Raw genomic sequence first — 24502 nt, forward strand, 5'->3', positions numbered from 1 at the left:
GCGGGTGGGTGACGAGCAGGAGTACCGCCGACGCGGGCCATTCAAACATCGTCGCCGGGTGGCGCGAGTGGGTGAGCCTGCCCGAGGCCGGGGTGCCGTGGCTCAAGGCCAAGCTCGACACGGGGGCGCGGACGTCGGCCGTGCACGCCTTCGACATCACCGAGCTCACCCGTGACGGCGAGCCGTGGGTCCGCTACTCGCTGCACCCGTGGCAGCGCTCCACCGAGGACTCGGTCGTGGTGGAGAGCCCGGTGCACGACCGGCGGCTGGTGCGCAGCTCGTCCGGGCACGCCGAGGAGCGGCTCGTCGTGCTGATGGGGATCACCCTCGTCGGCCGCACCGTCACGGCCGAGATGACGCTGAGCCGCCGCGACGAGATGGGCTTCCGGATGCTGGTCGGCCGGCAGGCGCTGCGCCAGGGGTTCCTCGTCGACCCCGGCCGCTCCTACCTCGGCGGGCGCCCCAAGCGCGGCACCCGCCGCAAGAACCGCGGCCGCTCCGACCTCGGGACGGCCACGTGAGCCGGGCGCGAGCGCGGGAGTCGTTCGCGATCGGCTCGGTCCGGGTGCGTCCCGGCTCCGCCCGCGAGCTGGAGCTGCCGGTGACCCGGCTGGTCACCGGGGCCGACGTGACGCTCCCCGTGCGGGTCCTGCACGGCCGCGAGGACGGTCCGACCGTCTGGATCAACGCCGCGACCCACGGTGACGAGCTCGTCGGCGTCGAGGTGGTGCGCCGGGTCCTCGCGTCGCTGTCACCCCGGACGCTGCGCGGCACGCTGATCGCCGTCCCGGTCGTCAACGTGCTGGGCGCGATGACCGCCGACCGCTACCTGCCGGACCGCCGCGACCTGAACCGCTCGTTCCCCGGCTCGCCGCGCGGGTCGCTGGCCGCCAGGATCGCCCACCTGATGATGACCGAGGTGGTCGCCAAGTGCTCGGTCGGCATCGACCTGCACACCGGGTCGGACCGGCGGACCAACCTGCCCCAGGTGCGCGCCGACCTCGACGACCCCCGCACCAGGCAGCTGGCCGAGGCGTTCGGCGCGCCGGTGATGCTGCACGCCAAGCTGCGCGACGGCTCCCTGCGGCACGCCGCCGGCCAGGTCGGCGCGACGGTGCTGCTCTACGAGGGCGGCGAGGCCTGGCGCTTCGACGAGTGGGCGATCACGGCAGGCGTCGACGGCGTACGACGCGTGCTCGCGGCGCTCGGGATGGTCGACGCCGAGCCGGGGTCGGACGACGCCCCGCCGACCGCCGGCGTGGAGTGCCGCGAGAGCTCGTGGGTGCGGGCCCGGCACACCGGCTTCCTCCACCTCGACGTGGCGCTCGGGCAGGAGGTCGCGGAGGGCGAGCGGCTCGGGCACCTGTCCAACTCGTTCGGCCGGACCCTGCGGGTGGTGCGGGCGCGGCGGCCCGGGATCGTCGTCGGGCGGACCGAGGCGCCGCTGGTGAACTCCGGCGACGCTCTGGTGCACGTGGCCACCCCGGCCTAGTCTCGGGGGATGGCCATCGCGCGCTTCCCGTCGGTCGTGCTGGACTGCCCCGACCCGCGGATCCTGGCGACGTTCTACTCCGCGGTGCTCGACTGGCCGGTCGAGGGCGACCCCGGCGACGACTGGCTGGAGCTGCGCGCCAGCCACGGCCAGGTGATCTCCTTCCAGCAGGTCGACGACTACACGCCGCCCCACTGGCCCGGGCAGGACCACCCGCAGCAGATGCACCTCGACCTGGTGGTCGACGACCTGGACGCCGCCGAGGCGGCCGTCCTGCGCCTGGGCGCGACGAAGACCGACCACCAGCCCGGCACGTCGTTCCGGGTCTTCCTCGACCCGGCCGGGCACCCGTTCTGCCTCTGCGTCTCGTGACCGCCGAGCCGGCGCTCCCCCCGCCCACCCGGGTCGCCCGGATGGTGGTGGGAGTCCTGGCCGCCTTCGCCATGCTGGTGGGCCTCGCGGCGCTGGGGCTCAGCACCTTCCTGCTCCTCTTCGCGGGCGTGCCCCGTTGGACGGTCTTCCCCATCCTCCTCGGCGTGGCGATGGTCCTGGTGCTCTCCGGGCGCAAGGTCCGCGACCACGCCCAGCGGCACCGCCACGGACCCGGCCCCGCCTGACCCCTGGTCGCATTCAGCCCCGGCGCCACCAGGAACGCCGCCGCGGCTCGGGCTCGAGCCGGTGGCCGAGCGCGACCCGGAACGCCCGCGCCGCCGCGGCCTCGCCCTGCACGACCACGTCGGGGCCGGCGGACCCGTGGAGCCAGCGCAGCAGTCCCACCGAGGAGTCGGTGACCGTGAGCACCGGCCGGGCCGGCGAGCCGGGGGCGATGTCACCCAGGTCGCCCCCGCGGTCGGTCCCGAACCGGACCCACCACTCCCGCCCGGTGTCCGACGACACGAGGCGGGCGGGCGCGGGCTGCCACAGCACGTCGGAGTCGGGCCGCGCCCAGTGGGCCAGCGCCCGGTCGACGCAGTCGGACGCGACGTCGGGGTGGAGCCCCGGCTCCGCCAGCCCCGCGGCGCGGCTCGCGGCGAGGTCGACGTCGATCACCTCGTGGGCCAGCAGCCGGGCCACCTCGTGGGAGGTGCCCGGGCGACCGAAGTAGTCGAGCTGCACGTCGGGGCCGACGTCGACGAGCAACCGGGTCAGCTCATCCCGGACCCGGCCCAGCTCGACCAGCACGTCGGCCATCACCACCGGCGGGGCCTGGCCCTCGTAGGAGCGCCAGTCCAGCTGGGGATGCCTGAGCAGCCACGCCCAGACCGCCAGCGTGCCGAGGTGCTCCTGCGCGTAGGCGAGCGCCTCCTGGTCGAACGGCCCCACCCGCTCCTCGGGCAGCAACCGCCCGAGCGCCTCCACGCTGGACCGGCCGTGCCGGTCGAGCAGGTCGAGGTACTGGGTGTGCGGCAGCATCTCCGTCGTGGTCACGCCACGACCCTAGGTGGTGTCGCGACACCCGACCGGACGCGTCTGCGTCGGCGGATCGGAGTCGGTGGTGGTGGCCGTGGAGCGCGCGGCGGCGGAACGTCCCGGTCCGGGTGCCGGTCCCGGTGCCGTCCTCGTGCCACGCCAGAAACGTCTCCTGGTCGGGTTTCTGCGGTCGGGGCCGGGGAAGGAGCACCACGGACCCACTGATCAAGGAGCTGCTCGTCCCCACTCCCACCCCGTCCCACCTGCGCCGCGGCCACCGCGTCGCCGCGGTGGCCTGCGCGAGCCTCCTCGCGCTGCCGACCGCCGTCCTCGCCTCGGCCCCCACCGCGTCCGGAGCCCCGAGCGCCGCGACCGCGGCCGCCTCGGCCGCCGCGGGGTCCGCGCAGGCTCCCCGGGAGAAGCGCCAGCCCACCGCGAAGTTCGTCCAGCCCGGCCCCGCCCAGCTGGGCGCCCCGCACGTCCTGAGGATCCGGGTGGTCGGCCACGACGCCGTCGGCGAGCCGGCCAGCATCGCCCTCGACCGCATCCCCGACCTCGCGGCCACCCCGATCGAGCGGGTGCCGGTCGAGCGGATCGACCTCACGCTCACCGCCGAGCCCCGGTACGTCGAGATCCCGCTCGACACGAGCGCGCCGGGCCGCGTCGGCTACGTGCTGGAGATGCACTACGGCGACGTGGTCTGCGACTTCCAGTCGATCTACTACTCCGTCCTGGCGCCGGGCCAGCAGCCCGACCCCGACGACGCCGTCCCCGACGGGTGGGAGGCCTGCGCCAACGTGCCGAAGCCGGCCTCGGTCACCGTCGCCCGGACCCCGAAGCGGGTCGCCGCGGGGACCCGCCTGCGACTCTCCGGCAAGGTGCGGGGCGGCACCCTCCAGGTCGCCTACCCCGTGGTGGTGACGGCCCGCTTCCCCGGCGGCTGGGTGCCGGTGGGGCGCACGAAGACCGTGCGCGCCAACCTGCGCTGGTCGCTGCGCACCGCCCCGCTCCCCGCGGGCACCCGCGAGCTGAAGGTGTCGGTCAAGCCGCTCGACGCCGTCACCTCCCGGAAGATCCGGGTCCCGGGCGGGCGGGGCAGCCGGGGCTGACGTGGGCGTGGACGACACCACGATCGCCCGCTGGCGCCTCCGGTCCCAGCGCCTCACGCGGCCCGGCCCGGGCGCCGCGGGCGACGTGGTGCGCCACCTGGCCGGCGTGCAGGCGGAGAACCCCCTCCAGTCGGCCTGGGCGGTGGCCACCCGCACCGCCGACCCCGACGCCGCGGACCTCGCGGGCGCCCTCGCGAGCGGCGACGTGCTGCGCACCCACGTCCTGCGCAGCACCTGGCACTACGTGGCCCGGGAGGACGCCGACTGGCTGCTGGCGGTGAGCGCCCCGAGCCTGCTGCGCATCACGGGCGGTCAGCTGCACGGCGAGCTGGGCTTCACCGAGGTCGAGACCGGCCGGCTGGGCGACCTCGTGCTCGAGGCGCTGGACGGCGGCGCCCACCTGAGCCGCCCGGAGGTCGCCGCCCTGCTGCGCGAACGGGCCCCCGACCTCGCAGAGCGGCTGACCGGCCGGGCGGTGATGCTGCTGATGGCCCACCTCGAGATGGACCGCCGGGTCTGCAGCGGCGCGCCGCGCCCGGCGGCGGGCGGGAAGGAGCCGCAGCACACGTACGCCGCGTGGTCGGCGCGGGTGGGCGCCCGCACCGCCGACGCCGACGTCGACCGCGAGGGCGCGCTCGCCGACCTGGCGCGTCGCTACCTGGCCGGTCACGGGCCCGCGACGGCGAAGGACCTCTCCTACTGGGCGACGGTCACCCTGACCGAGGCGAAGCGCGGGATCGCCGCCGTCGCCGACGGCCTGGCCTCCTTCGACCACGAGGGCCGCACGTACTGGCACCCGGCCGACCAGCGGCCCCCCGCCGACGACGAGGTCGCCGACCCTGCCGGTCACCTGCTGCAGCTCCTCGACGAGACCTACCGGGGCTACCAGGACTCCCGCTGGGTCCTCGACCCCGACGGCCTCGTCCCGCGGGGCCGCGAGGCGGCGGTCGGGATGGCGCTCGTCGACGCTCGGCTGGTCGCCTGGATGAGGCGCACCCTCACGGCGCGGACCGCCCGCTTCGACCTCACGCCGTTCCGCCCGCTGACGCCGCCCGAGCGGCGGGCGGTCGACGCGGCGGCGGAGCGGTACGCCGGCCACCTCGGCCTGGAGCCCGAGGTCCGGGTCGCCGACGGCTGAGGGCTGACGCGAGGCGCGGTCAGGAGTGCGACGGCGCCGGCGGGGCGTCGTCCAGCTCGAAGGCCACCTCGTCGGGGTAGCACCAGAACCACGACTCCCCCGGCTCGAAGGAGCGGATCACCGGGTGCCCGGTCTCCCCGTGGTGGCCGGTCGCGTGCCGCTCCGGCGAGGAGTCGCAGCACCCGACGTGCCCGCACGCCTGGCAGGTGCGCAGGTGGACCCAGCGCGTCCCGTCGCGGAGGCACTCGACGCAGCCGTCCCCCGACGGCTCGGTGTCGAAGCGGAGCTCCTGGGCGTGCGCGCACGGGTCGGCCATCCCCCGAGTGTGCGCCCGCGACCCGCCGGAGGGGAAGCCCCGCCGACGCTCCCGCGACAAACGGCTCAGCGGAGCTCGAAGGCGCCCAGGTCGGGTCGGCCCACGGTCGGCCGCCGGACCTGCCGGGCCGGCGGCGCGAACTCCCAGCGAGGGCGCCAGCGGCGCGGCACCCCCACCCCGCGGTCGACGGCGGGCGAGCCCGCGGCGAGCCGGTAGTCCTCCCCGCCGGCGTCCACGAAGGCGCCGGGCCCGACCCGCCGGTTGCCCCGCGCGGCGACGCGGCCGCCGACGGCGAGCTCGCCCGGCCCGACGAACAGGTTGTTGCGCAGCGTCGCGCGACTCCCCTCCGCGAGGGCGAGGAACGTGCCGCTGCCGCGCTGGTTGACGAAGGTGTTGTGCACCACCCACAGCCGGCGCGACGGCCCGACGAGCCCCTCGGCGCCGTAGGAGACGAGCGTGGCGTTCTCCGAGCGCGGGCCCTGGACGACGACGTTGCCCGCCACCAGCGACCGCCCGCCGTTCGGCAGGTCGATCGAGTAGCTGCCGGTCGAGGTGGCGTCGCTGACCAGGTTGCCGACGAGGGTGTTGCGGGCGGCGCGCGACTTCAGCTGGTGGCCGACGTCGGTGCCCCACAGGTGGCTGCCGGTGACGGTCAGCGAGCGGACCGCGCCGACGTACAGGTTGTGGCTCAGCCCGTCGCCCGCGCCGTTGCGGGAGAAGCGCGAGCGTCGCACCACGACGTCGCTCGCCGGGTCGGCGCCGGTGAGGATGCCGGTCTGGTTGTCGTGGAACCAGCTCCGGGTGACGGTGAGGTCGGTGCCCTCGGCGCGGATCCCGGCCCCGTTGCGGTCGGGCACCCTCGCGCCGCTCAGCTCGACGCGGTCGACCCGGGTGCGGTCCCCGGCGACGACCCAGATCGCCTTGCCCTGGGCGGAGCGTCCGTCGGCGCGCAGGTGGGCGCGTCCGCCCACCCCGCGCAGCGTGAGGTCGTCCTGGGTCCAGGTCGCCACGTCACCGGCGTAGGTGCCGGCGTCGATCAGCACCGTGTCGCCGTCGCCCGCGACCGCGGCAGCCGCGCTGGGCACGGCGAGCTCCTGCCCGGGCCCGACCCGCCAGGTCCGCGGCCCCCGGTCTTTCCGCGTCACGGCGCCGTCGCGCCCGTCACCGCCGTGCCCGCCGTTCGGTACGGCGTACGACGTCGGGCCCGCCGCGGCGACCGCCAACGGGGGAGACGGCGGGGAGACCAGCGGGCAGACCAGCAGGGAGGCGAGCAGCAGCGGGACTGCGCGAGGGGCGGGCACCGCGCCAGTGTCGCGGAACCGACCCCCGCGAGCCAGCGCGTGGCAGGCTGGGGCGATGAGGGTCGAGATCGAGCACGTCGCCCACCTGAGGTTCGCCGACGGTGCTCCGGTCCGGGCCGCCTCGGCGGTGGCACCCTGGGGAGACGGCTTCGTCGTGGTGCAGGACGACGGCACGCACGGCGCCCGGTTCGCCGACGCCACCGACACGTCGGAGGCCGCCGTCACGAGCGGCGTAGCCGTGCGGCTGCTGCCCACGACGCAGGGGCACGAGCGGTTCGACACCGACGACCTCAAGCACCTCAAGCCCGACCTCGAGGCCGCCTGCCCGGTCGAGGTCGAGGGCGGGCCCGGCGTGCTGCTGCTCGGCTCGGGCGCCTCGGCGGCGCGGACCCGGTGGTCGCTGCTGCGGCCCGGGGACGGCCCGGACGCCCGCCGCTGGAGCGACGCGCGCAGCCTCGCCGTCGAGATGGCGCCGCTCTACGAGGTGGTGGCGTCGGTCCTCGGCGCGCAGGCCGGCGGGCTCAACCTCGAGGGCGCGCACGTCGTCGGCGACCGGCTCCGCTGGTACCAGCGCGGGCTCCCGTCGGCGGGCCTCCCCTCGGGCAGCGTCGACCTCGACCTCGCCGCCGCGCTGGAGGCGGTGCTCGGTCGGCGCCGGCCCGAGGACGTGCCCGTCGCCGACCCGCACTTCTACCGGGTCGCCGACCTCGACGACGTCCCGCTCGCCATCACCGACGTCGCCCTCCTGCCCGGCGGCACCGTGATCGTCTCCTCCGCGGCCGAGGACAGCCCCGACCCGCAGCACGACGGGCCGGTCGTGGGGTCGGCGCTGGCCCACCTGGAGGGGCCGGCGGCGCTCGACGTGGTCCGCCTCCCCGAGGTCGACGGGGAGGTCCCGAAGGTCGAGGGGCTCATGCTGCTGGACGCCTCGCCGCACGGGGCGCGGCTGCTAGCCGTCGCCGACGCCGACGACCCCGGCACCCCGTCGCTGGCGCTCTGGCTGGACGTCTCGCTCTGACGGTCGGGCGTCAGAGGCCCAGCACTCAGAGGCCCAGCACGCCGGGGTTGAGGATCCCGCGCGGGTCGAGCGCCGCCTTGGCCCCGCGCAGCGCGGCCGCGAAGGGGTCGGGGCGCTGCCGGTCGTACCAGGGCGCGTGGTCGCGGCCGACCGCGTGGTGGTGGGTGATCGTGCCGCCGTGCGCGGCGATCGCCTCGCTGACGCCGGCCTTCACCTCGTCCCACATCGGCAGCAGCGAGCCCCAGCGCCCCGAGGCGTAGACGCCGTAGTAGGGAGCCGGGCCGTCGGGGTAGACGTGGGTGAAGCGGCAGGTGACCACGCCGGGCGCGCCGAGCTGCTCCAGCACGCCGTACGCCGCCGAGGTGATCGCCGCGTGCAGCTCGGCGAAGCGGTCCCACGTGCAGGCGGTCTCGAAGGTCTCCGCGATCAGGCTGCGCCGGGTGACGGCGTCGCGCTGGTAGGGCATCCGCAGGAACGACGAGCGCCAGGCGTCGGCGCCCTCGGGCGCCTCCCCGCGCGGGCCGCCGGCTCCGGCGTCGGGCGACCTCGCGCGGACGGCACCGGGGCGACCGCCGTGGTCGCGCACGAGCTCGAGCGCCCGGTCCAGCCACGCGTCGACCGGGTGGTCCGCCGACTCGAAGGCCAGCACCAGCAGCCCGCCCGTGGTCGAGGAGCCCGCGTTGACGGCCGCCTCCATCGGGTCGAGCAGCCGGCAGTTGGAGGGGTGGAGCCCGCTCTGCGCGACCGCCCGGGTGGCGGCCACGGCGGCGTCGAAGAAGTCGAAGTCGACCGTGCAGGTCGACTGCCAGCGCGGGCGGTCCTGGAGCCGCACCCACGACTCGGTGATCACGCCGAGGGTGCCCTCGGAGCCGAGGAACATCCGGTCGGGCGACGGGCCGGCTCCCGAGCCCGGCAGCCGGCGCGACTCCGAGACGCCGACCGGCGTGACGACGCGCAGGCTCTCCACGAGGTCGTCGACGTGCGTGAGGACCGTGGCGTAGTGGCCGCCGGCGCGGGTGGCGAGCCAGCCGCCGAGGGTGGAGAACTCGAAGGACTGCGGGAAGTGGCGCAGCGTCAGGCCGTGCGGGCGCAGCTGGTCCTCGAGCGCGGGCCCGAGGATGCCGGCCTGGACGCGCGCCGCCCGGCTGGTCCGGTCGATCTCGAGCACCTTGTCCAGCGCGCCGAGGTCGAGGCTGACCACCGGCCCGTCGACCCGCGCCTCCACCCCGCCGACCACCGACGTGCCCCCGCCGAAGGGGACCATCGCGACCCCCGCCGTCCCCGCCCAGTCGAGGACGTCGACGACGTCCTGCTCGCTGCGCGGGCGCAGCACGAGGTCGGGCGGGTGCGGGAGGTCGCCGGAGAGGTTGCGGACGACGTCGCGGTAGGCCTTGCCGTGGGTGTGCGCGGCCCTGTCCTCCGGGTCGTCGGAGGCGAGCGCCGCCAACGCGCCCGGGGCGGCGACCCGCGGGGCGCGCAGGTCGAGGTCGGCGACGGCCGGCGGCTCGTGCGGGGTGAAGTCGTGGTCGGGCAGCAGCGCGCCGATCCGGGCGACGAGCTCGTCGGCCTCCGCGCCGGTCACGGCGTCCTCGACGTTGCCCCAGCCCCACCACGATCGCGTCATGGCCGCGACCCTAGGCGCGGCAGGCCGCCTGCGAGCCGAGATCGCCGTCCTCGTCAGGCACGGTCCGGCCGACCCGTACCCCTCCGGGGGTTTCGACGGCTGCTCCCCGGGTAGCACTCCGGGAGACGGTCCCGGGGGAGCACGTGGCGGACGAGGCGAGGAGGACCAGTGACCATCGAGATCAGGATGCGATCCATCTACCGGGCGGCGCACCACACGCTGCCCGCGAAGGCGACCCGCTTCCAGCGGCGCGCCGACGAGATCACGTCGGGCATCGAGCCGATGGTCAGCGAGCTCGCGCTGGCGGGCAACCACCCCGTCGCCGGCGAGCTGGCCGACCTGTCCGTCGAGCTCTTCGTCCACCTGCGGGAGATGGTGCGCACCCTCAACGACAGCGCCACCGCCCTCGACGCGATCGCGGACGACTTCGTCGCGGTCGACGAGGAGGCAGCCGCCTGGTTCGAGCAGAACCAGCACTACGCCGGCGACCCCGAGCTGGCGACCGAGCCGACCGCCCCGGAGGTGTGAGCGTCGTGGTCATCGAGCAGCTCGACCCCCTGTTCACCGAGATCGCCGGCTACCTCGGGGAGATCGAGGGCAACGAACGCGTCTGGAGCATCCTCGACAGCGAGGAGACCCGGCCCCTGCAGGAGGGGTGGACCCGCGAGCCCGGCTACTTCACCGTCCCCGGCACCTACGGCTTCGACACCCAGGCGCTCTACGTGGCGGTGGCCCCGGCGTACGTCCAGGACGACCCCTCCGGGGTCACCAACGCCGAGCGGGAGCAGCTGCTCCAGCAGCTCATCACCGACGTGTGGAACGAGTCGCGCGACGCGTGGTCGACCGGCACCATCGAGACCGTCTACCGCAGCGCCAGCCGCAACGTCTGGGAGCCCGCCCCGAGCCGGATGGCGGCGGCCGCCAACGATCTCGGTGACGTGGCGCGGTGGCTCGCCGACCAGGTGGCCCCCGGATCGGGGTGGACCTCCCCGCAGAACGGCGAGGCCCACCAGTGGCTCGTCGACCTGCACCAGAACTGGCCGGCGACGTCGCAGAGCTCGCAGTCGTTCTACGAGTTCTGGGACGACGTGAGCGACAAGTGCTCGCTCTACCTGCACGCCGCCACCCGGCTGGCGGCCACCAGCGCCCAGGCCACGGCCGTCGTCAACGACCTGCAGACCAACCTGGTCGAGGCGGCCACGGCGGTCCGTGACCGGGCCGTCGAGACGCTCAAGCAGTGGCAGGCGTGGAAGGACTCCAGCGGCGCCTGGCCCACCGGTCGCACGGTGCCGGGCGACGCGCCCGGCATCCTCGGCGGCCTCAGCCTCGCCACGGGGGCGATCGGCCTCTTCCCGCCGGCCGCTTTCCTGGGCTTCGTCAGCGTCGCGGCCGGCGTCGGCAGCTACCTGGTGCCGGCGGGCGAGAAGCTCGAGATGGCGGTGATGGAGGCGGTCACGGCCTCGGACCTCTACAACGGCTTCCTCACCGACCTCAAGACGATGTCCGACGAGCTCACCAAGGCGCTCGACTCGCTGCGCACCGAGGCCCCGGGCGGCGACGCGACGTTCGGCCACCAGTCCCTGCAGGCGTTCACCGCCGACGTCGTCGCCAACCGCCACGACTGGAGCCCGCTGCCGGTGAACCTCTGACCCCTGGCGGCGGGGGTCAGGTCGTCAGCACCACCTTCGTGCACGCCTGCTCCTTGTGCTTGAAGATGTCGTAGCCGTGCGCGGCGTCGGCGAGCGGCAGGTGGTGGCTGATGATGAACCGCGGGTCGATCTCGCCGCTGCGGATCCGTCGGTAGAGGTCCGGCAGGTAGCGGTGGACGTGGGCCTGGCCCGTGCGGACCGTGACCGACCGGTTCATCAGCGAGCCGAGCGGGAACTTGTCGACCAGCCCGCCGTAGACCCCGACGATCGAGACCGTCCCGCCGTTGGCGACCGAGAGGATCGCCTCGCGCAGCGCCTGCGGCCGCTCGGTGGAGAGCTTGGCGACCTGCTTGGCCTTGTCGTAGGCGTGGACAGCCGCGAGGTCGGTGTGCGCCTCCATCCCGACGGCGTCGATCACCCGGTCGGGCCCGCGGCCGGCGGTGAGCTCGCGGAGCTCCTTGAGCACCGACGTCTCCTCGTAGTTGAGCGGGTGCGCGCCGGTGTGCTCGGCGGCCATCGCGAGCCGCTCGGGGACGCGGTCAATCACGATCACCTTGGCAGCGCCCATGATCTCGGCGGCGAGGCAGGCGAACTGGCCCACCGGCCCGGCGCCCCAGACCGCGACGACGTCGCCGGGCTGGATGTCGCACATGTCGGCGGCCATCCAGCCGGTCGGCAGCACGTCGGTGAGGAAGAGGACCTGGTCGTCGGTGAGGTCGTCGTCGACCTTGAACGGCCCGACGTCGGCGAAGGGGACGCGGACGTACTCCGCCTGACCGCCGGGGTAGCCGCCGAGCATGTGGGAGTAGCCGAAGATCCCGGACGGCGAGTGGCCCATCACCTTCTCGGCCTCGCCGGCGTTGGGGTTGGAGTTCTCGCAGAGCGAGGTGAGCCCGCGCTGGCAGGGCGTGCAGGCGCCGCAGGCGATCGGGAAGGGGACGACGACGCGGTCCCCCACCTTCAGGTCGGGCCGCCGCTCGGCGGCACCCGGCCCGAGCTCGACGACCTCGCCCATGAACTCGTGGCCGAAGACGTCGCCCGGCATGAAGCTCGGGATGTAGCCGTCGTAGAGGTGCAGGTCGGAGCCGCAGATCGCGGTCGAGCTGATCTTGACGATCGCGTCGCGCGGGTTGAGCAGCTGCGGGTCGGGGACCTCCTTGACCTTCACCTTGCTCGGTCCCTGCCAGACGACCGCCTTCATCGGGCGCTCCTTCCGTTGCTCGCGCTGCCGCTCGCCTGCGCGACTCCCTGGACGAGCTGCCGCTTCGCCTCGGTGCCGCGCGGGAGGATCTCGGTGCGGACGACGTCGCCGGTCTCCATCACCTGCTTGAACCGGCGGAGGTCGTCGCGGACCTGCTGCTCCGGCTCCTCGCCGAAGAGCCGCGCCACGGCCCGGCCGAGCAGACCGCCGGGGACGTCGTAGTGGAGCACCACGCGGACCTCGGTGCCGCGGTCGCCCGGGGCGGGGACGAAGTGGACGGTGCCGGAGTTGTCGACGCTCGCCCCCTTCAGCGAGCGCCAGGCGAGCCGGCGGCCGGTCTCCTCGCTGGTGATCTCGGCGTCCCAGCTCACCTTCCGGCCGGCGGGGCCCTTGGCGACCCAGTGGCTGCGGCCGTCGGCCTGCGGGGTGACCGACTCGAGGTGGAGCATGAACGTCGGCAGGTTGGCGAGGTCGCGCCAGAAGGCGTAGACCTCGTCCGGGGGCCGGTTGACCGTGGTGGAGGCCTCCAGGGACAGCGGGCCCGGGCGGCCCCTGCCGTGCTGGGCGCGGGCGGTGCGCGCGGCGGCGTACAGGTCCAGCGCCGTGATGCCGGCGACCGCCGCGGTGGCCGCGGTCAGGCGCGTCACCCGGTCGCGCTGGCGGCGCCGCCCCTGCCGCTCGTGGATCGCGTGGCCGAGGACGGCGAGGTCGAGCGCGTCGCCCGCCACCCGGGTCCAGACCGCGCGCTGCGGGCCGAGCAGGAGGGCCGCTGCGTGGGCGAGCTCACGGGCGCCGACCCCCTTGATCACCGCCGGCGCGGTCGCCGAGTCGTCGACGCCGACCAGGCGCGCGACCTCGGTCGTGCGCCACAGCATCGGGACGCCCAGGCCGAGGCTGGCGACGCCGAGGGCACGGACCAGCCGGCCCGTGCCGCGTTCGGGGTTCTGCGTGCTCTTCATGACACCTCCGAGTCGGTGCTCCGCCGGCGCCCCGCCGCGGGACACCGGGCCGTCAGCGCGACCCGGCCCGCCTCGTGGGGCTCGAGATGTGTTGCGTACCCAGCACGCCCCGACCCACACACCCGTCAGCGACGCACGCGCAGCACGCGGGCACGGGACCCGCGCCACCCTTGACACGCAAGCCGTCACTTGCCTAACGTCTGGGCGTGGGGGACATCTACCGGGCACTCGCGGACCCCACCCGCCGCGCCCTGCTCGACGAGCTCGTGGAGAGGGACGAGCAGACCCTCTTCGAGCTCTGCACCCGGTTGGCGGTCAAGCACGACCTGACGCCGAGCCGACAGGCCGTCTCCCAGCACCTCGACGTCCTCGAGGAGGCAGGCCTGGTGCGGACCGAGCGCCGGGGCCGCTACAAGCTCCACACCATCGACACCGCCCCGCTCGAGGAGATCCCGACGCGGTGGCCCACCCGGAGGAGAGACCCGTGAGGCTCCAGACCGTCAGCATCTTCGTCGACGACCAGCAGCAGGCCCTCGACTTCTACACCGGGACCCTCGGCTTCGAGGTGACCGCCGACGTGCCGCTGGGCGAGCACCGCTGGCTCACCGTCCGCCTCGGCGACGGGGACGGCGCCACCGAGGTGTCGCTGGAGCCGAAGGGCCACCCCGCCGTGGCGCCGTTCACCGAGGCGCTGCTCGCCGACGGCATCCCCTGGTGCGTGCTGGGGGTGGACGACGTCGAGGCCGAGCACGCGCGCCTGACGGGGCTCGGGGTCACCTTCACCCAGGCCCCGACCGACCTCGGTCCGGTCGTCGTCGCCGTCCTGGACGACACCTGCGGCAACCTGCTCCAGATCGCCCAGCTGAAGGGCTGAGCCGTCCCGGCGGCGGCCGCTCAGCCGTCGACGACCACGCTGGGCGGGAGTACCAGGTCGGGCACCAGCTCGGCGAGGAGGTCGCGGACCCGGCCGTCGAGGTCGGCCAGGATGCGGCGGACCTCGGCCTCGTCCTGGCCGCCCGGGTCGTCGACCGGCCAGTCCCGGTAGGTGACGCCGGGGACGTAGGGGCACTCCTCGCCGCAGCCCAGCGTGATGGCCAGGTCGCTGCCGGCGACCATCTCGGTGGTCAGCCGCTTCGGGCGCTCCTGCGAGGTGTCGAGACCCAGCCGCTCGAGCACGTCGGCCACCTCGGGGTGGACGTGGTCGCCGGGCTGGGTGCCCGCCGAGAGGGCGACGACCCGGCCCTGCGCGTAGTGCTCGGTGAGCACCCGCGCGGCCACCGAGCGGCCACCGTTGCGGACGCAGGCGAAGACCACCTGCGGGCGGTCGGCGAGGTCGGTGTGGTCGGTCACGGTGCTGCTCCTGTCGTGGTCGTGCCGGTCGTGGTCGTGCCGGTCGTGGTCGTGCCGGTCGTGGTCGTGCCTGTCGTGGCGTCGGGGAAGAAGCGGCGCGCCCAGAGGCTCACGTAGACCAGCCCGACGAGCACCGGGACCTCGATCAGCGGGCCGACGACACCCGCGAGCGCCTGGCCGCTGGTCACGCCGAAGACGGCGATGGCCACCGCGATCGCGAGCTCGAAGTTGTTGCCCGCCGCGGTGAAGGAGACGGTCGTGGCGCGGGCGTAGCCGAGCCCCACCCGGTGCGCCAGCAGCATGGAGCCGCCCCACATGAGCGCGAAGTAGACCACGAGCGGGACGGCGATCCGGGCGACGTCGAGCGGCTGGTCGGTGATCCGCTCCCCCTGCAGGGCGAAGAGGACGACGATCGTGAAAAGCAGGCCGTAGAGCGCCCAGGGGCCCACCCGCGGCAGGAACCGGCCCTCGTACCACTCGCGCCCCCGCCGGCCCTCGCCGATCCGGCGCGTCAGGTAGCCGGCGGCGAGCGGGATCCCGAGGAAGACCACGACGCTCCAGGCGATCTCCCACGGGGAGACGTCGAGGCCGGTGGTGGCGAGCCCCAGCCAGCCGGGGAGGAGGTCGAGGTAGAACCAGCCGAGCAGCGCGAAGGCGAGCACCTGGAAGACCGAGTTGACCGCGACCAGCACGGCGGCCGCCTCCCGGTCGCCGCAGGCGAGGTCGTTCCAGATGATCACCATCGCGATGCAGCGGGCGAGCCCGACGATGATCAGCCCGGTCCGGTACTCCGGGAGGTCGGCCAGGAAGATCCAGGCCAGCGCGAACATCAGCGCCGGCCCGACCAGCCAGTTGAGCACCAGCGAGAGCACCATGGTCCGCCGGTCGCGCGCGACGTGGCCCACCTCGTCGTACCGGACCTTCGCCAGCACCGGGTACATCATCACCAGCAGGCCCACGGCGATCGGCAGCGAGACGGAGCCGACGGTGACCGTGTCGAGGGCGTCGTCGAGGCCCGGCACCCACCGCCCGGCCAGCAGCCCCACCACCATGGCGAGCCCGATCCACGCGGGCAGGAACCGGTCGAGGGTGGAGAGCCGCTGGACGACGGCGGCCTCGGGCGCCGCGGCGGTCACGCGGCCCCCGGCTTGCCGGCCCGGACGATGGCGCCGTGCATGCCCGGGACCGCCTCGTGGGTGAACTCGACGCTGGCGTCGACGAAGCCGGCGGCGGCGAGGCCCTCCAGGTACTCGTTGCGCGAGAGGGCGCCGGCGATGCAGCCGACCCACGAGCCGCGCTCGGCGCGGTCCTCGGGGCCGAGCGCGTCCTCGGCGACCACGTCGGAGATCCCGATCCGCCCGCCCGGGGCCAGCACCCGGAACATCTCGGCCAGGACGCGCGGCTTGTCGACGGAGAGGTTGATGACGCAGTTGGAGATCACCACGTCGACGGAAGCGTCGGGGAGCGGGACGTCCTCGATCGTGCCCTTAAGGAACTCCACGTTGGTCGCGCCGGCCTTCGCGGCGTTGGCGCGGGCCAGGTCGAGCATCTCGTCGGTCATGTCGACGCCGTAGGCGAAGCCGGTCTCCCCCACCCGTCGGGCCGAGAGCAGCACGTCGATGCCGCCCCCGGAGCCGAGGTCGAGGACCCGCTCACCGGCCCGCAGCTCGGCGACGGCGGTCGGGTTGCCGCAGCCCAGGCTGGCGGCCAACGCCTCGGCGGGCAGCGCCGCCTGGTCGTCGCCGGCGTAGAGGGCGGCGCCGAAGGAGTCGTCGACCGCCACGTCGCCGCTGCAGCACGAGGCTGAGGAGGAGGGGTCGCAGCCCTGGTCGACCGTCTGCAGGGCGTCGTTGAGCTCGGCGTTGCCGACCCCGCGACCCACGGCCGTCGCGGCCTCGGCGTAGCGCTGCCGGACCTCCTCGCGCAGGTCGCCCCCGTCGGCGGCGCTCGCGCCCTCCGGGAGCGTGGCGGCCTGGGGCGTGGCGTCCTGGGGCGTGGACTCGGTGGCGGACATGACGGGCTCCTCGGTCTCGGATCGGCAGGGGTCGATGCATCGAGATTCCTCGATGCATCGACGAATGTCAATAGATCTGGCAGGATCGACCCCATGAGCCCGCGAACCACCCTGCCCGTCGTCGACGCGACGGCGTGCTGCTCGTCCCTCACCGGCGGGGCGCTCGCCCCCGAGGAGGCGCAGCGCCTGGCCCGGACGTTCAAGGCGCTCGGCGACCCCACGCGCGTCCGCCTGCTCTCCCTGATCGCCGCGCACCCCGAGCGCGAGGCGTGCATCTGCGACCTCACCGACCCCGTGGGCCTGTCGCAGCCCACCGTCTCCCACCACATGAAGCAGCTCGTCGACGCGGGCCTCGTGGAGCGCGAGCAGCGGGGCCGCTGGGCGTTCTACCGGCTCGTCGCACCGACGCTCGAGGCGATGAGCGTGGCCCTGCGTCCCTAGCTGGGGCTCACCTGGCGCTGCAGCGGGCGAGACGGGTCGGCCGTCCAGGCGTTCATCGAGCCGTCGTAGACGGCCACGTCCTCCCGCCCGACCTCGGCCAGCGCGAACGCCGCGGCCGTCGCGGCGATCCCGCCCCCGCAGTAGGTGACGGGACGGCGCCCCGGGTCGAGGGCGCCGACGGCCGCGAAGAGGGCGCGCAGCTCCTCCCGCGGCCGCAGCCGGCCGGCCTCGTCGACCAGGTCGCCGAAGGGGACGTTGACGCTCCCGGGGATGTGGCCGGCGGCGTGCTGCTCGGCGTCCAGCGCGTTGACCAGGAGCACCGCGGGGTCGTCGGCGGCCGCCTCGACGTCGGCCGTCGAGGCGATCCGTCCGGGCCGACGGCGGGCGGTGAACGTCGCGGGCGGCAGCGTCTCGACGCCGGCGACCGTGTCGTGGCCCGCGGCCTGCCAGGCGGCGAGGCCGCCGTCGAGCACCGAGACGCGGTCGAACCCCTCGAGACCCAGCTGCCACCACAGCCGGGTGGCCCAGATGCCGTTGACGGAGTCGTAGACGACGACGTGGTCCCCGTCGCCGATCCCGTGCCCGCCCAGGACCTCGGCGAAGCGGTCGGCGTCGACCACCGCGAACGGCGCCTCCCCGTCGGGGTCGCTGAGCTCCGTGACCTGGTCGACGAAGACCGCGCCCGGCACGTGCGCCGCCTCGTAGGACGACCGGCCGGACTCGACGTGCGCCCCGCGCTCGTCGAAGGTGAGGTGGACGGTCGCGTCGACGACGCGCAGCCGCGGGTCGCCGAGCTGCTCGCGGAGCTGGTCGGGCGTGACGTGGCGGGCGGGGGTGGTCATGCCGGCGACGTTACCCGCGGGCCGGTCCCGTCAGGCCGGGGCGGCGGAGTCCAACGCCTCGACGTAGCTGGCGGCCCAGCCGAAGGCCATCGCGCCGATGAGGGTGACCTGGTCGTGGTCGACCCGGCGCGGGGCGTCGGTGCCGAGCGACTGCTCGTGCTCGATGACCCGGGTGACGAGGTCGCCCACCGTCCCGTGCCGGCCGAAGGCGGCGTCGGCGAGCTCCTCGTCCACCTTGACCTGCCGCTCGACCTCGGAGACGGGCACGCCCAGCAGGACGTGGAGGGCCGACAGCAGGCCGGCGGTGAAGGCGAAGGGGCCGTCGACGCCGCGGGCCCGGGCGAGCAGCTCGCACATCCGCGCGCGGACCAGCGTGGTGACGAGGGCGTCGGTCTGCGGCTGGCAGTGCCGGCTGAGGATCACCAGGGCGGCCCACTGCCGCAGCCGCGCGGTGCCCATCACCACCAGCGCCTCGCGGAGGCTGCGGACCTGACGGCGTAGCCCCCCGCCGGCCCCCGACGAGGTCATGTTGAGCAGCTGGACGACGAGGCCGGGGTCGCCCCGGAGCAGGTCCTCGATGCGGTCGAAGTCGAGGTCCTGGCTGAGCAGCTCCATGCCGAGCTGCAGCTGGGAGAGCGGGAGCGGGGCGTCGGCGACGGCCGTGACCGGCGCTGCCTCGAGCGCCTGGACCGCGCGCCCGGAGAAGAGGTGGAAGCCGGCGGCCAGCGCCCAGTCGAGCTGCGCCTCAGAGTCGCAGCCGGTCGCGAGCAGCCGCACCGCGCTGCCCCGGTGGGCGTCCACCGCGGCGAGCAGCTCCTCGGGCGTGCCGGCGCCGAGGTCCACCCGCACCACGCCGGCGAGCGCGACGAGCGCGTCGTACCCCTCGCTCGGCTGCGCGTGGTCGACCAGCAGGGTGAACCCGACGTGCCGGTGCGCCCGCGCCGCCTCGAGGAGGTCGGCGTCCACGTCCCCGTGGGGGAGCTCCAGCACGGTACGACGCGGCGGCAGGCCCAGGTGGACGTCGCCCACCAGGACGTCGCGGTCCACCGGGCAGAAGAGCAGCTTGTCGGAGACGACGGAGGCGAGGTCGGTGTCGGCCGTGCCGAGCAGGCCGGCGACGGTGAGCACGGGCTCCTCGCGGGAACCGCCGTGCGGGTGGGCGGTCGCGTCCTCGACGGCGCGGGTGACCAGCTCGAAACCGACGATCGTGCGGTCCGCGTCCACCACGGGCACGCGCGCGACGACCACCGGCGCGGTCGCCTGGGCCGCGGCGCTCAACTCGGTCATGGGTCTGTCTCCTCCTCGTGCGACACCCGAGGCCGCCGTCGCGATCGTATGCCGTATTGGGTATGTCCGCAGGAGAATCGACCGCCCGACCCCCGGCATGCGGTAGGGGCTTGCGCGGAGGGTGCGCGAAGGGAGCGCGGAGGGTGCGTGGCGCGCGGAGGGAGGGTGCCCGGCGGGCCGGCGGGGTACCTCACCCGCATGACCGAGACCTCCACCGACCGGGCCAGCGGGTTCATCCACCACGTCGGCGCCCACGAGCCCGAGGCGACGGACGGCCGGGCGACGCTCGTCGTCGACGTGGACGAGCGCCACCTCAACCACGCCGGCGCCGTCCACGGCGGGCTGCTCGCGACCCTCGTCGACACCACGATGGGAGCGGCGATCGGCAGCACCCTGGCGGAGGGCTCCGCCGCCACCAGCCAGCTGACGGTGACCTACCTGCGGCCGGCGAAGCCCGGTCGGCTCGCGGTCTCGGCTGCGGTGAGCAAGCGCGGCGAGAGCCTCACCGTCTGCGAGGCCGACATCGAGCAGGACGGCGAGTCCCTCGTGCACGCGCTGGCCACCTTCGCGCTGCTCGACGGCTGACCGAGCTACGGTCCCCCCATGGACGAGAACGAGGTCAGCGAGTGGTTCGCGGAGTACCTGAGGGCCTTCGAGGCGCTGGGCCGCGGCGAGGCGACGGCTGACACCGTCAGCCCCTTCTACGCCGTCCCGCTCACGGTGACGACCGACGACGGGGTCGTGGCGATCGACCGCCGCGACGAGGTGGAGGCCTGGATCGGCGGCCAGGCCGCGGGGCTCGCGGAGGTGGGCTACCACCACACCGAGACCCTCGAGGGCGGGTTCACCGTCGTCAACGCGAGCACCGCCCTGCACCGCGCGACCTTCTCCCGGCAGCGCGCGGACGGCTCCGAGATCGCCCGCATGGGCGTCACCTACCTGATCACCTGCGACGCCGGCAGGTTCGGCCTCTCCACGCTGGCGGTCCACTCCCCGGTCGGGTGACCGGTCCCGTGCCCGGTCGCGGTCCCGGTCCCGGTCCCGGTGAGGACTGTCCCAAGCGGATGGTCTTCGGGCCCTGCGGCGGGGTCCGGGACGACCACACCTGCGAGCTGGACGCCCGCCCCTGCCCCTTCGCCGGGCCGACCGCCGAGGCGGTGCCCTGGCCGGCGGCCCCCGGCAGCACCGGAGCCACCCCCGGCGCCGGCAGCACCGGCTCCGACAGCACCCGCAGCACCCGCAGCGCCCTCCTCGACGCGGCCGCCCGCGGCCCGGTCGTGCTCACCGACCTCACGATCCCGGCGTACGACGCCGAGGGCCTCGCCGCGGTCACCCGCACGCTCGAGGGCTCCTGCGACGCGGTCCTCGTCGGCGAGCACCAGAGCCGCCCCGACTTCCCGCCGACCCTCATGGCCGCCCTCGTCGCCGAGGCCGGGGGCACCCCCTGGGTGACCCTCGCCTGCCGCGACCGCAACCGGGTGGTGCTCGAACAGGAGCTCGCCGGGCTCGCGGTCGCGGGCGTCGACGGGGTGCTCTGCGTGACCGGCGACATCCGCGCCCCCGGCGTGCGACCTGGGGTGACCCAGGTCTTCGACCTCGACGGCACCCAGCTGGCGGCGCTCGCCAGCGCGGCGGGCCACGCGGTCGCCGTCCCGGAGGCGCCCTGCGCCGCACCCCGGGGGCTGCGGCCGGGCCGCCTGGTGGAGAAGCAGCGGGCGGGCGCGCACCTGGCGGTCCTCAACCACGTGGGCAGCCCGGGCCAGGTCGCGGCGTTCGTCGCCGCGGCCCGGTCGCTGGGGCTCACCCTCCCCGTCGTCGCCGGCGTGGCGGTCTACACCGACGAGCGCTCCGCGCGCGTGCTCCAGCGGTTCCCCGGCCTCCACCTCGATGGGAACGAGGTCGAGCGGGTACTGGCCGCCGACGACGTGCGGGCCGCGGGGATCGACGCGGCGGTCCGCGAGGCACGGGCGCTGCTGGCGGTCGAGGGCGTGGCAGGGGTCAACCTCTCCGGGCTCGGCTCCGCCGAGGGGCCGCTGGCGGGCGCGCGGGTCAAGGCCGAGGTCGGCCGGCGGATCAAGGAGGAGAGCGATGGAGCAGGGAGCGGGCACGGCTGAGGAGACCCCCGAGGCGATGGCCGACGAGTTCGACACCGTCGCCTGGTGGACGGCGCGGGCGGTCGCCGAGCTCGGCGACGACCACGCCCTGCCCGCCGCGTGCCGCGGCAGCGGCAGCCCCGCGGCGCTCGACCGGCTCGCGGCCTCGATGGGGCTCACCGCGGGCACCCGCCTCCTGGACTCGGGTGCCGGGGTGGGCGGCCCCGCGGCGTACGTCGCCCGCACGTACGGCGTCCGGCCGACGCTCGCCGAACCGATGGAGGGCGCCTGCCGGGCCGCCCGCCGCCTCTTCGACCACCCGGTGGTGGTCGCGGACGGGCTCACGCTGCCCTTCCCCGACCAGGCGTTCGACGCCGCCTGGTCGCTCGGGGTGCTTTGCACGGTCGAGGACAAGCGGGCCTACCTCGACCAGCTGCGCCGGGCGGTCCCACCCGGCGGCGCCGTGGGCCTGCTCGTCTACTGCCGCACGGTCGACGAGCTCCCCGAGCAGCCCGAGGGCAACTCGTTCCCGAGCCGGGACGAGCTGCGCGGACACCTGGCGGCGGTCGGCCTCGACCTGCTCGACGAGGTCGACCTGGCCGACCTGCCCGCCGCGCCCGACGACTGGGACGCCGCCGCCGACCGGGTCGAGGAGGTGGTCGCCCGCGACCACGCCGGCGACGAGCGCTGGCAGCGCGCGCGGGCCCAGCAGGAGACGATCGTCAGCCTGATCCGGGACGGGCTCATGGCCGGCGTGCTGGTCAGCTGCCGGCGCGCCGGCTGAGGTCCGGCCGAGCCGCCCGTCCGCTCAGCCGGTGTGGGCCAACGGGCGGTCGGGCTCGAGGAGACCGCCGAGGCCGGCGAGCAGGAGGAGCCGCCGGCAGCGGCCGCCCGGGCAGCGCAACGTCAGGGTGCCGCCCCGGGCGACGGTCCGCTGCCGGGCCATCACCAGAAGCCGCAGGCCACCGGCGTCGAGGAAGGCCACCTGGTCGAGGTCGACGACCACGTGGCGGGCGTCGGCATGGGCGGCGTCGGCGAGCGCCCGCCACAGGAGCGCGGCGGTGGCGAGGTCGGCCTCACCGACGAGCGTCAGCACCACGGTGTCGCGGCGCGGACCGGTGAGGGTGGTCGAGAGGGTGGGGGCGGCCGGGGGGCCGAGGGAGGGACGGATCGGAGAAGGCATGAGGCCCGAAATTCCGGAGCAGGGCGTGACACGCACCCGCTCCTCGCTGCATCGATCGCCGGGCATGCCGCAACTGACTGTGACGGACGAGTAGACCTCGGTACCTCGACCGTACGCCGCCGGTGGGCAGGGCACAACCAGGCGCGCATCGCGAACGCGGCGGCCGGGTCGCCGCTACGCTCCCGCGCATGGAGATGAGCGTCCCGATCCTCCCCAGCCGTGACCTGCAGGAGACGCTCGCGTTCTACGAGGCGCTCGGCTTCGAGAACCGCGGCGACCTGGACGAGGAGTGGGGCTACCTGATCCTGGGACGGGGGGACCTGTGGCTGCACTGCGTCGCCACCCCGGACGTCGATCCCTTCAGCACCGCGTCGAGCTGCTACCTGTACGTCGACGACGCCGACGCGCTGCACGCCGCGTGGTCGGATGTCGTCGAGCCGGACCCCTTGACCGGGAGCCGGGTCGTCGCCCCGGTGACGACGGCGTACGGCATGCGGGAATTCGCCGTGGTCGACCGGAGCGGCAACCTGCTGCGGATCGGCTCCGACGTCACAGCCGCCAGGTGAAGGGCTTGTCGAACCCCCGGCCGAGCGGGTCGACGGCCGGGGACCCCGACGCGAGCGAGAAGGCCGAGGCGGACCACCTCAGCACCTTCGCCCCCTTCTTGACCTTCTTGAGCCTGACCTCGGCCCGGAACGTCCTCGCGTCGACCGCGGTGACCGGCACGGACGAGCAGTTCGTCGCCGGCGGGAGCTCCTCCTCGCGCATGTCGTAGGTGCAGATGCGCCCCTCGTAGGCGCCGTCCCGGGCGGAGATCTCGACCGACCGCAGCCTCTTCTTCTGCGTGTGGAAGCTGACGCCCATCGCGCCGGGACGCGCGAGGTCGTCGGTGGTGACGTCGTGGTGGAGGCCGAACGTGATGCGGACCTTCTGCTTCCCCCTGGTCCGCAGCTGGACCTTCGCCAGGTCGAGGTTCGCGGAGCCGGTGACGTGGTCCCCCACCGGGTCCTTCTTCGTCGTGGAGGACGCGTGCGCCGGCGCGGCGGCGAGCGCCGTCGCCAGCCCCAGCGCCAGACCCAGCGCCAGCGGCGTGGTGGTCAGCGTGAGCGCGCGGCTCCTGGTGCGGTTCATCTCTTCCCCCTGCGTGGTGCGTGTCCGGATCTGTGTCGTGCGTGTCCGGATCGTCCGGTGTCGGGGCACGTCCTACCCGCCCGGGGCGGAGCTCAACCCTCCTCGCGACGCGACGCCGTACGGCGTTCACGGCACGAGGCCGCCGCCCCGGGGGGGGCGACGGCCTCGCGTCGGGTGCGACCGGGGATCAGGGCACGACGGTGACGGTGATCCACTGCGAGTAGATGTACTCGTCGAAGGACGACGTCGGGGTGTAGAACGCCTTGAACTGGTAGGTGCCGGGGCCCATCTCGGCGACCCGGCCGAGGAAGGTCGAGCCGCCGAACCGGAAGGCGCCGCCCTCGGTGACGGAGGACATGCAGCAGTAGTTCTCGGACCCGCTGCCGCCCTTGTTCTTGCCGTCCTTGTAGATGTCGACGTAGCCCTCGCTCGGCGCCACGCCCTTGAACTTCACCGAGCCCAGGAGCTCCGGGTAGTCGTAGCTGGGAGTCGACTGCGAGATCGTGAAGGTGGCCGCGTTCACGGCGAGGGCCGAGTCCCAGACGATCGTCTTGATCTGACCCTTCTGCTTCTTGAACTTCGCCTTCACCTTGTAGGTGCCGGGCGTGAGCTCGATCGGCAGGCGGAAGCTCGCCTTGCCCTTCTTGACCTTCTTCTTCACCTTGGTGCCGGCGACGCTGAAGGTCACCTTGCCCTTGCCCCGGACCTGGGCGGTGATCTTGTTGCCGGCCAGACCGTAGTGGGTGCCGGGCTTGGCCTTCTTGAGCTTGATCTTGCCCTTGGCCTTGCGGGCGAGCACGTCGGCGGACGCCACGGACGCCACCGACGGGGAGACGCCGGACGCGGTGACGGGCGCGGCTTGCGCGGTGCCGACCGCGGCGACGGGGAGGGCGAGCGCGAGCGCCGAGACGGCGGTGGTGGCGAGACGGGGGATTGATCGCATG

General features: G+C 74.7%; 31 protein-coding genes. 17 read left to right on the plus strand and 14 right to left on the minus strand.

All coding sequences use genetic code 11. The annotated features are described in order from the left end of the window. The first annotated feature begins 8 nt into the window (after nt 1-8). From DNK53_RS02680 to DNK53_RS02695, 4 genes are read left to right on the plus strand one after another with little or no spacing between them, the layout of a single operon-like run. Nucleotides 9-521 (plus strand): ATP-dependent zinc protease family protein, encoded by a 513-nt coding sequence (locus tag DNK53_RS02680; RefSeq protein WP_239456329.1) that lies wholly within the window; start codon nt 9-11, stop codon nt 519-521. Next, entirely contained in the window at nt 518-1492 is a 975-nt protein-coding gene (locus DNK53_RS02685) for a succinylglutamate desuccinylase/aspartoacylase family protein (protein ID WP_204163716.1), read from the plus strand. Before DNK53_RS02680 ends, DNK53_RS02685 begins: the two co-directional genes overlap by 4 nt. Before the next feature lie 9 nt (nt 1493-1501). Further along, on the plus strand, nt 1502-1864 hold the full coding sequence (locus DNK53_RS02690; RefSeq protein WP_110180736.1) for a VOC family protein: 363 nt from the start codon (nt 1502-1504) through the stop codon (nt 1862-1864). Next, nucleotides 1861-2109: a hypothetical protein gene (locus tag DNK53_RS02695; RefSeq protein ID WP_110180737.1), complete on the plus strand. Its 249-nt coding sequence runs from the start codon at nt 1861-1863 to the stop codon at nt 2107-2109. The genes DNK53_RS02690 and DNK53_RS02695 overlap by 4 nt, the downstream gene beginning before the upstream one ends. 13 nt (nt 2110-2122) lie before the next feature. On the opposite strand, the gene DNK53_RS02700 is transcribed toward DNK53_RS02695, so the two are convergent. Then, nucleotides 2123-2920, minus strand: coding sequence for a hypothetical protein (locus DNK53_RS02700; RefSeq protein WP_110180738.1), 798 nt, complete (start codon nt 2918-2920; stop codon nt 2123-2125). 272 nt (nt 2921-3192) lie between these two features. Between DNK53_RS02700 and DNK53_RS17330 the strand changes: the two genes are divergently transcribed. Together DNK53_RS17330 and DNK53_RS02710 are read left to right on the plus strand one after the other, a co-directional pair. Next, the gene (locus DNK53_RS17330) at nt 3193-4011 is read left to right on the plus strand and encodes a hypothetical protein (RefSeq protein WP_162599728.1); all 819 of its coding nucleotides are present in this window, start codon (nt 3193-3195) and stop codon (nt 4009-4011) included. Nucleotides 4012-4018: 7 nt separating this feature from the next. Continuing rightward, on the plus strand, nt 4019-5149 hold the full coding sequence (locus DNK53_RS02710) for a winged helix DNA-binding domain-containing protein (RefSeq protein WP_162599729.1): 1131 nt from the start codon (nt 4019-4021) through the stop codon (nt 5147-5149). Nucleotides 5150-5168: 19 nt separating this feature from the next. On the opposite strand, the gene DNK53_RS02715 is transcribed toward DNK53_RS02710, so the two are convergent. Both DNK53_RS02715 and DNK53_RS02720 read right to left on the minus strand, forming a co-directional pair. Next, entirely contained in the window at nt 5169-5465 is a 297-nt protein-coding gene (locus DNK53_RS02715; protein WP_110180740.1) for a UBP-type zinc finger domain-containing protein, read from the minus strand. Between the two features lie 65 nt (nt 5466-5530). Further along, nucleotides 5531-6766, minus strand: a complete 1236-nt coding sequence (locus DNK53_RS02720; protein ID WP_162599730.1) for a right-handed parallel beta-helix repeat-containing protein — start codon at nt 6764-6766, stop codon at nt 5531-5533. A 55-nt stretch (nt 6767-6821) separates the two neighbouring features. Here DNK53_RS02720 and DNK53_RS02725 point away from each other — a divergent pair, with 55 nt between their 5' ends. Then, nucleotides 6822-7784, plus strand: coding sequence for a DUF6910 family protein (locus tag DNK53_RS02725; RefSeq protein ID WP_162599731.1), 963 nt, complete (start codon nt 6822-6824; stop codon nt 7782-7784). Nucleotides 7785-7809: 25 nt separating this feature from the next. Here the strand turns inward: DNK53_RS02725 and DNK53_RS02730 are convergent, their stop codons facing one another. Continuing rightward, complete coding sequence (locus tag DNK53_RS02730; protein WP_110180743.1) at nt 7810-9408, minus strand: FAD-binding oxidoreductase; 1599 nt, start codon at nt 9406-9408, stop codon at nt 7810-7812. 168 nt (nt 9409-9576) lie between these two features. Here DNK53_RS02730 and DNK53_RS02735 point away from each other — a divergent pair, with 168 nt between their 5' ends. Together DNK53_RS02735 and DNK53_RS02740 are read left to right on the plus strand one after the other, a co-directional pair. Next, nucleotides 9577-9936, plus strand: coding sequence for a hypothetical protein (locus DNK53_RS02735; protein WP_110180744.1), 360 nt, complete (start codon nt 9577-9579; stop codon nt 9934-9936). Between the two features lie 5 nt (nt 9937-9941). After that, a complete protein-coding gene (locus tag DNK53_RS02740) occupies nt 9942-11057 on the plus strand; it encodes a hypothetical protein (RefSeq protein WP_162599732.1) in 1116 nt (371 codons plus the stop codon). 16 nt (nt 11058-11073) lie between these two features. On the opposite strand, the gene DNK53_RS02745 is transcribed toward DNK53_RS02740, so the two are convergent. Together DNK53_RS02745 and DNK53_RS02750 are read right to left on the minus strand one after the other, a co-directional pair. After that, complete coding sequence (locus DNK53_RS02745) at nt 11074-12258, minus strand: zinc-dependent alcohol dehydrogenase (RefSeq protein ID WP_110180746.1); 1185 nt, start codon at nt 12256-12258, stop codon at nt 11074-11076. Beyond that, the gene (locus DNK53_RS02750) at nt 12255-13217 is read right to left on the minus strand and encodes an SRPBCC family protein (RefSeq protein WP_110180747.1); all 963 of its coding nucleotides are present in this window, start codon (nt 13215-13217) and stop codon (nt 12255-12257) included. The genes DNK53_RS02745 and DNK53_RS02750 overlap by 4 nt, the downstream gene beginning before the upstream one ends. 206 nt (nt 13218-13423) lie before the next feature. Between DNK53_RS02750 and DNK53_RS02755 the strand changes: the two genes are divergently transcribed. Both DNK53_RS02755 and DNK53_RS02760 read left to right on the plus strand, forming a co-directional pair. Continuing rightward, on the plus strand, nt 13424-13705 hold the full coding sequence (locus tag DNK53_RS02755; protein ID WP_110180748.1) for an ArsR/SmtB family transcription factor: 282 nt from the start codon (nt 13424-13426) through the stop codon (nt 13703-13705). Then, complete coding sequence (locus tag DNK53_RS02760) at nt 13702-14091, plus strand: VOC family protein (protein ID WP_110180749.1); 390 nt, start codon at nt 13702-13704, stop codon at nt 14089-14091. Before DNK53_RS02755 ends, DNK53_RS02760 begins: the two co-directional genes overlap by 4 nt. 20 nt (nt 14092-14111) lie before the next feature. Here the strand turns inward: DNK53_RS02760 and DNK53_RS02765 are convergent, their stop codons facing one another. From DNK53_RS02765 to arsM, 3 genes are read right to left on the minus strand one after another with little or no spacing between them, the layout of a single operon-like run. Continuing rightward, the gene (locus DNK53_RS02765) at nt 14112-14567 is read right to left on the minus strand and encodes an arsenate-mycothiol transferase ArsC (RefSeq protein ID WP_204163717.1); all 456 of its coding nucleotides are present in this window, start codon (nt 14565-14567) and stop codon (nt 14112-14114) included. Next, on the minus strand, nt 14564-15703 hold the full coding sequence (gene arsB, locus DNK53_RS02770) for an ACR3 family arsenite efflux transporter (protein ID WP_110180750.1): 1140 nt from the start codon (nt 15701-15703) through the stop codon (nt 14564-14566). Before arsB ends, DNK53_RS02765 begins: the two co-directional genes overlap by 4 nt. Next, a complete protein-coding gene (gene arsM / locus DNK53_RS02775; protein WP_110180751.1) occupies nt 15700-16581 on the minus strand; it encodes an arsenite methyltransferase in 882 nt (293 codons plus the stop codon). Before arsM ends, arsB begins: the two co-directional genes overlap by 4 nt. Before the next feature lie 93 nt (nt 16582-16674). On the opposite strand from arsM, the gene DNK53_RS02780 reads away from it, so the two are divergent. Beyond that, entirely contained in the window at nt 16675-17022 is a 348-nt protein-coding gene (locus DNK53_RS02780) for an ArsR/SmtB family transcription factor (protein ID WP_110180752.1), read from the plus strand. Here the strand turns inward: DNK53_RS02780 and DNK53_RS02785 are convergent. Next, nucleotides 17019-17864, minus strand: coding sequence for a sulfurtransferase (locus DNK53_RS02785; protein WP_110180753.1), 846 nt, complete (start codon nt 17862-17864; stop codon nt 17019-17021). The two genes, DNK53_RS02780 and DNK53_RS02785, sit on opposite strands and share 4 nt — an antisense overlap. A 30-nt stretch (nt 17865-17894) precedes the next feature. Next, entirely contained in the window at nt 17895-19151 is a 1257-nt protein-coding gene (locus tag DNK53_RS02790) for an EAL and HDOD domain-containing protein (RefSeq protein WP_162599733.1), read from the minus strand. 198 nt (nt 19152-19349) lie between these two features. Between DNK53_RS02790 and DNK53_RS02795 the strand changes: the two genes are divergently transcribed. Genes DNK53_RS02795 through DNK53_RS02810 form a run of 4 tightly spaced genes read left to right on the plus strand, consistent with a single transcriptional unit; the run spans nt 19350 to nt 22028 of the window. Further along, nucleotides 19350-19736, plus strand: coding sequence for a PaaI family thioesterase (locus DNK53_RS02795; RefSeq protein WP_110181371.1), 387 nt, complete (start codon nt 19350-19352; stop codon nt 19734-19736). Nucleotides 19737-19754: 18 nt separating this feature from the next. Continuing rightward, entirely contained in the window at nt 19755-20156 is a 402-nt protein-coding gene (locus DNK53_RS02800) for a DUF6841 family protein (protein WP_110180755.1), read from the plus strand. 59 nt (nt 20157-20215) lie between these two features. Then, nucleotides 20216-21265: a methylenetetrahydrofolate reductase gene (locus DNK53_RS02805; RefSeq protein WP_110180756.1), complete on the plus strand. Its 1050-nt coding sequence runs from the start codon at nt 20216-20218 to the stop codon at nt 21263-21265. Beyond that, nucleotides 21240-22028 (plus strand): class I SAM-dependent methyltransferase, encoded by a 789-nt coding sequence (locus DNK53_RS02810; protein ID WP_110180757.1) that lies wholly within the window; start codon nt 21240-21242, stop codon nt 22026-22028. Before DNK53_RS02805 ends, DNK53_RS02810 begins: the two co-directional genes overlap by 26 nt. Nucleotides 22029-22052: 24 nt before the next feature. On the opposite strand, the gene DNK53_RS02815 is transcribed toward DNK53_RS02810, so the two are convergent. Next, complete coding sequence (locus tag DNK53_RS02815) at nt 22053-22427, minus strand: STAS domain-containing protein (protein ID WP_162599734.1); 375 nt, start codon at nt 22425-22427, stop codon at nt 22053-22055. Nucleotides 22428-22615: 188 nt separating this feature from the next. Here DNK53_RS02815 and DNK53_RS02820 point away from each other — a divergent pair, with 188 nt between their 5' ends. Beyond that, nucleotides 22616-22993 (plus strand): bleomycin resistance protein, encoded by a 378-nt coding sequence (locus tag DNK53_RS02820; RefSeq protein ID WP_110180759.1) that lies wholly within the window; start codon nt 22616-22618, stop codon nt 22991-22993. Here the strand turns inward: DNK53_RS02820 and DNK53_RS02825 are convergent. Together DNK53_RS02825 and DNK53_RS02830 are read right to left on the minus strand one after the other, a co-directional pair. Next, nucleotides 22977-23558, minus strand: coding sequence for a hypothetical protein (locus DNK53_RS02825; RefSeq protein ID WP_110180760.1), 582 nt, complete (start codon nt 23556-23558; stop codon nt 22977-22979). The genes DNK53_RS02820 and DNK53_RS02825 overlap by 17 nt on opposite strands. 187 nt (nt 23559-23745) lie before the next feature. Next, complete coding sequence (locus DNK53_RS02830) at nt 23746-24501, minus strand: hypothetical protein (protein ID WP_110180761.1); 756 nt, start codon at nt 24499-24501, stop codon at nt 23746-23748. Between the last annotated feature and the right edge of the window lies 1 nt (nt 24502).

The organism is Nocardioides solisilvae (assembly GCF_003194625.1).
GTDB classification, from domain to species: Bacteria; Actinomycetota; Actinomycetes; order Propionibacteriales; family Nocardioidaceae; genus Nocardioides; species Nocardioides solisilvae.

Bases quoted from the DNA above. Each gene is read 5' to 3' on its own strand.
- DNK53_RS02825 (WP_110180760.1), bottom strand. From the start codon at position 23,558: ATGAACCGCACCAGGAGCCGCGCGCTCACGCTGACCACCACGCCGCTG.
- DNK53_RS02815 (WP_162599734.1), bottom strand. From the start codon at position 22,427: ATGCCTTCTCCGATCCGTCCCTCCCTCGGCCCCCCGGCCGCCCCCACC.
- DNK53_RS02820 (WP_110180759.1), top strand. From the start codon at position 22,616: ATGGAGATGAGCGTCCCGATCCTCCCCAGCCGTGACCTGCAGGAGACG.
- DNK53_RS02805 (WP_110180756.1), top strand. From the start codon at position 20,216: ATGGTCTTCGGGCCCTGCGGCGGGGTCCGGGACGACCACACCTGCGAG.
- DNK53_RS02780 (WP_110180752.1), top strand. From the start codon at position 16,675: ATGAGCCCGCGAACCACCCTGCCCGTCGTCGACGCGACGGCGTGCTGC.
- DNK53_RS02830 (WP_110180761.1), bottom strand. From the start codon at position 24,501: ATGCGATCAATCCCCCGTCTCGCCACCACCGCCGTCTCGGCGCTCGCG.
- DNK53_RS02810 (WP_110180757.1), top strand. From the start codon at position 21,240: ATGGAGCAGGGAGCGGGCACGGCTGAGGAGACCCCCGAGGCGATGGCC.
- DNK53_RS02795 (WP_110181371.1), top strand. From the start codon at position 19,350: ATGACCGAGACCTCCACCGACCGGGCCAGCGGGTTCATCCACCACGTC.
- DNK53_RS02785 (WP_110180753.1), bottom strand. From the start codon at position 17,864: ATGACCACCCCCGCCCGCCACGTCACGCCCGACCAGCTCCGCGAGCAG.
- DNK53_RS02715 (WP_110180740.1), bottom strand. From the start codon at position 5,465: ATGGCCGACCCGTGCGCGCACGCCCAGGAGCTCCGCTTCGACACCGAG.
- DNK53_RS02725 (WP_162599731.1), top strand. From the start codon at position 6,822: ATGAGGGTCGAGATCGAGCACGTCGCCCACCTGAGGTTCGCCGACGGT.
- DNK53_RS02800 (WP_110180755.1), top strand. From the start codon at position 19,755: ATGGACGAGAACGAGGTCAGCGAGTGGTTCGCGGAGTACCTGAGGGCC.
- arsM (WP_110180751.1), bottom strand. From the start codon at position 16,581: ATGTCCGCCACCGAGTCCACGCCCCAGGACGCCACGCCCCAGGCCGCC.
- DNK53_RS02745 (WP_110180746.1), bottom strand. From the start codon at position 12,258: ATGAAGGCGGTCGTCTGGCAGGGACCGAGCAAGGTGAAGGTCAAGGAG.
- DNK53_RS02750 (WP_110180747.1), bottom strand. From the start codon at position 13,217: ATGAAGAGCACGCAGAACCCCGAACGCGGCACGGGCCGGCTGGTCCGT.
- DNK53_RS02690 (WP_110180736.1), top strand. From the start codon at position 1,502: ATGGCCATCGCGCGCTTCCCGTCGGTCGTGCTGGACTGCCCCGACCCG.
- DNK53_RS02790 (WP_162599733.1), bottom strand. From the start codon at position 19,151: ATGACCGAGTTGAGCGCCGCGGCCCAGGCGACCGCGCCGGTGGTCGTC.
- DNK53_RS02730 (WP_110180743.1), bottom strand. From the start codon at position 9,408: ATGACGCGATCGTGGTGGGGCTGGGGCAACGTCGAGGACGCCGTGACC.